Origin of the sequence: Mesorhizobium sp. M7A.F.Ca.CA.002.09.1.1, from assembly GCF_003998555.1 — a bacterium.
GTDB classification, from domain to species: Bacteria; Pseudomonadota; Alphaproteobacteria; order Rhizobiales; family Rhizobiaceae; genus Mesorhizobium; species Mesorhizobium ciceri.
The window spans coordinates 1-3826 of sequence record NZ_RZRR01000556.1 but is presented as its reverse complement, the minus strand read 5'-3'; the positions used below and the strand labels follow the sequence as shown (position 1 = coordinate 3826).

General features: G+C 64.6%; 4 protein-coding genes. All 4 read left to right on the top strand.

The window, feature by feature from the left end; all coding sequences use genetic code 11:
• Nucleotides 1–27: 27 nt before the first annotated feature.
• The 4 genes from EN994_RS21860 to EN994_RS21845 are packed head-to-tail and all read left to right on the top strand — an operon-like array spanning nucleotide 28 to nucleotide 3726.
• Nucleotides 28–726 carry a CerR family C-terminal domain-containing protein gene (locus EN994_RS21860; RefSeq protein WP_063169644.1) on the top strand — a complete coding sequence of 233 codons (699 nt, stop codon included), beginning with the start codon at nucleotides 28–30 and terminating at the stop codon, nucleotides 724–726.
• On the top strand, nucleotides 723–1676 hold the full coding sequence (locus tag EN994_RS21855; protein WP_027161228.1) for an HlyD family efflux transporter periplasmic adaptor subunit: 954 nt from the start codon (nucleotides 723–725) through the stop codon (nucleotides 1674–1676). The genes EN994_RS21860 and EN994_RS21855 overlap by 4 nt, the downstream gene beginning before the upstream one ends.
• Nucleotides 1673–2593, top strand: coding sequence for an ABC transporter ATP-binding protein (locus tag EN994_RS21850; protein WP_063169645.1), 921 nt, complete (start codon nucleotides 1673–1675; stop codon nucleotides 2591–2593). The genes EN994_RS21855 and EN994_RS21850 overlap by 4 nt, the downstream gene beginning before the upstream one ends.
• A complete protein-coding gene (locus tag EN994_RS21845; protein WP_013528655.1) occupies nucleotides 2590–3726 on the top strand; it encodes an ABC transporter permease in 1137 nt (378 codons plus the stop codon). Before EN994_RS21850 ends, EN994_RS21845 begins: the two co-directional genes overlap by 4 nt.
• The last annotated feature ends 100 nt before the right edge of the window (nucleotides 3727–3826 follow it).

Sequence of the window (3826 nt, the reverse complement as noted above, 5' to 3'; positions counted from 1 at the left end):
AATCAATCGATTGATTAAAGTGCACTTATGATCAAACTACCTGAGCCCAAAGTTCTTCGTCGCGAGCCCGCCGAGATGACGCGCGCGGCGCTTGTCCAGGCGGCACTGAAGCTGTTCGGACGGCAGGGCTTCGACGGCACCTCGACGCGCGAGATCGCCGCCGAGGCGCGAGCCAATATCGGCTCGATCGCCTATCATTTCGGCGGCAAGGAGGGTCTTCGCACGGCCGCCGCCGACTTTATCGTCGAGACCATCCAGACGGTCGCCGGCCCGGCGCTCGGCAATGCGCAGGCGCCCGCGCCGGTCGGTCCGGAGGCAGCGCAGGCGCAGCTCTTCGCGGCGCTGGAGCGAATGGTCGGCTTTGTCGTGGCCAGTCCGCAGGCCGGTGAGATCGTGCAGTTCATCCTGCGCGAACTTTCCCATCCAACGGCAGCCCTCGATCGTATCTATGACGGTGTCTTCGAGCCGAGCCATCGCCGGCTGTGCCAGCTGTGGGAACAGGCAACTGGCGAGCCCGCCGAAAGCGAGGCCACAAGGCTCACCGTGTTCACGCTGATCGGCCAGGTCATCTATTTCCGCATCGGCCGTGAGGCGGTGATGCGCCGCATGGGCTGGCCCGATATCGGCGCCGCGGAGGCCGCCAAGGTGGTGGCGGTCACATCGGGCAATCTCAAGGCCATACTGGCCGCCAGAAAAGGGGCAAAGACAAAGGGGCAAAGACCATGAGCTTTCTGTGTTCGCTGCCGCTCGCCGCGCAGCTCTTCTCGGCCTGTGCCCCGGCAGCACCGCTGGCCGTCGGCTATGTCGAAGGCGACTACGTGCTGCTGGCGCCGATCGAGGTGGCGCAGGTAGAGACCGTCACGGTGAAGCGCGGCGACCGTGTGGTGCCTGGCACGACCGTGGTGACGCTGGAAAGTGCCGACGCAAAAATCGCTGTCGCGCAGGCGCAGGCCGGCCTTGCCCAGGCGCAGGCGCAATTGGCCGACCTGCAGATCGGCAAGCGGCCGGAAGAGATCGCCGTGCTGAAGGCCGAGGTCGATATGGCCAGCGCCCAGGCCGCCGACGCCAAGCGCAAATACGACCGCGCCGCCGATCTGTTCAAGCGCGGCGCCGGCACGCAAGCGGATTTCGACACCGCGTCGGCCACGCTCGAAACGGCCAATGCGCAGGTCGGCCAGGCCAAATCCAATCTCGCCGTCGGCGGCCTGCCGGCGCGCCCCGAGACGATCAAGGCCGCCGACAATCAGGTCAAGCAGGCGCAGGCCGCGTTGGAGCAGGCGCAGTGGCGGCTGTCGAAACGGGTGCTGGCCGCCCCTTCGCCCGGCCGCGTCAACGACGTCATCCGCAATCCGGGCGATACATCAGGTCCGACCGCGCCTGTGATTTCGATCCTGCCCGACGGCGCGGTCAAGCTCAGCGTCTATATCCCGGAGAGCGCCTTCTCCTCGGTCAAGGTCGGCACCTTGCTCGGCGTCCATTGCGACGGCTGCGGCCCGGATGTTAAGGCGCGCGTCAGCTACGTCTCGCCGGATCCCGAGTTCACCCCGCCGGTGATCTATTCGCTCGAGAACCGGCAGAAGCTGGTCTACCTCGTCGAGGCGCGGCCGGAGGGCGATGCCGGCCCGCTGCAGCCCGGCCAGATCGTCGATGTCGATCTGGCGGACAGCGCAAGATGAACGCCATCGACGTACACGGCCTGGTCAAGCGCTTTGGCGACAAGACCGTCGTCGACCATGTGACGATGTCGGTTGCCGAGGGCGAGATCGTCGGCTTTCTCGGCCCCAACGGTTCGGGCAAGACGACCACCATCCGCATCATGTGCGGCCTGCTGACGCCGGACGAGGGCGAAGGCACGGTGCTCGGTTTCAACATCCGCACCGACAGCCTGCGCATCAAGCGCGAAGTCGGCTACATGACGCAGAAATTCTCGTTCTACGAGGATCTGACGATCGGCGAGAATCTCGAATTCGTGGCGCGGCTCTACCGGCTGAAGCCGGTCGAGGGGCATGTCGCGAGCACGTTGGAGGACCTCGGCCTGACGTCGCGCCGCAACCAGCTGGCCGGCACCTTGTCGGGCGGCTGGAAGCAGCGGCTGGCGCTGGCCGCCTGCATCATGCACAAGCCGAAATTGCTGCTGCTCGACGAGCCTACGGCCGGTGTCGACCCGAAGGCGAGGCGCGAGTTCTGGGACGAGATCCATCGCCTCGCCAGCGGCGGGCTGACCGTGCTGGTCTCCACCCACTATATGGACGAAGCCGAGCGCTGCCACCGCATCAGCTACATCTCCTATGGCAAGATGCTGGCCACCGGCACTGTCGCCGAAGTGGTGAAAAATGCCGGGCTGACCACCTTCGTCCTGCAGGGTCCGCGCCTCGATCAGGTCGCCGAAGCGCTTCAGGGCCGCCCCGGCGTCGATCAGGTGGCGCCGTTCGGCGCGACGCTGCATGTCGTCGGCTCCGACAAGAAGAAGCTCGAAGCCGTGCTTGCCGATGTCGAGAGAGAGCACAAGGGCGTGAAAGTTTCGCCCGGCGAAACCAGCCTCGAGGACGTCTTCATCCAGTTCATGTCCGGCTCGAAGGACAACATGGAATGAACAGCGTCTTTTCCTTCGCCCGGCTTGGCGCCTTGCTGATCAAGGAATTCATCCAGATGCGGCGCGACCGCATCACCTTCGCCATGATGCTCGGCGTGCCGCTGATACAATTGGTGCTTTTCGGCTACGCCATCAACAACGACCCGAAAAGCCTGCCGGCAGCACTCGTGGCGACGAGCAACGATCCCTATACGCGCGCCATTGTCGCGGCGCTGCAGACCACCGGTTACTATCGTTTCGACCATGTCGCGCAAAGTGCCGCCGAGGCCGAGTTCCTGATATCGCGCGGCGACGTTGCCTTCGTCGTCACCATCCCGGCCGATTTCGCCAGGAGGGTGGAGAGCGGCAACAGCCCGCAGATACTCATCGAGGCCGACGCCACCGACCCGGCGGTGGCCAGCGGCGCCATCTCGACGCTCGGCACAGTCGCCAGCCAGGCGCTGCTGAGGGCGCAAGGCACGCAGGAAGCCGCCGCCGAGGCCGCCAAGGGTCAGCTCGATGTCGTCGTACACCGGCGCTACAATCCCGAAGGCATCTCGCAATACAACATCGTGCCCGGCCTGCTGGGCGTCATCCTGCAGATGACCATGGTGATGATGACCTCGATCGCGCTGACACGCGAGACCGAGCGCGGAACGATGGAGAACCTGCTGGCGATGCCGTCCAGCCCGCTCGAGATCATGATGGGCAAGGTGCTGCCCTATCTGGCGGTCGGCGGCGTGCAGGTGGTGGTGGTGCTGGCGGCGGCGAAACTTCTGTTCGCCATCCCCTTCACCGGATCGATGTCGCTGCTCCTGACCGCCGTGCTGATCTTCGTGCTGGCGCTAGTGCTGCTCGGCTACACGATTTCGACCATCGCCCGCACGCAGATGCAGGCGCTCCAACTCACCTTCTTCTTCTTCCTGCCGTCGATCATGCTGTCCGGCTTCATGTTCCCGTATCGCGGCATGCCGGACTGGGCACAAATCTTCGGCGAGATATTCCCGCTGACGCATTTCCTACGCATCACCCGCGCGGTGATGCTGAAGGGGGCCGAACTGCCGGCCGTGGCAACGGAGATCGGCTGGCTGGTGGTGTTCGTGGCTTTGTTTGCCGGCGTAGCATTGGTGCGATTCAGGCGGACACTGGATTAGACGCCGCACGACCTCCAGTCTTGCTACCAGCCTTCGCTCCTTGCTCCGCCCGTGGATGACGAAGGGAGAAATGCTTTCGCCAATCTCCATGGTTTATAAC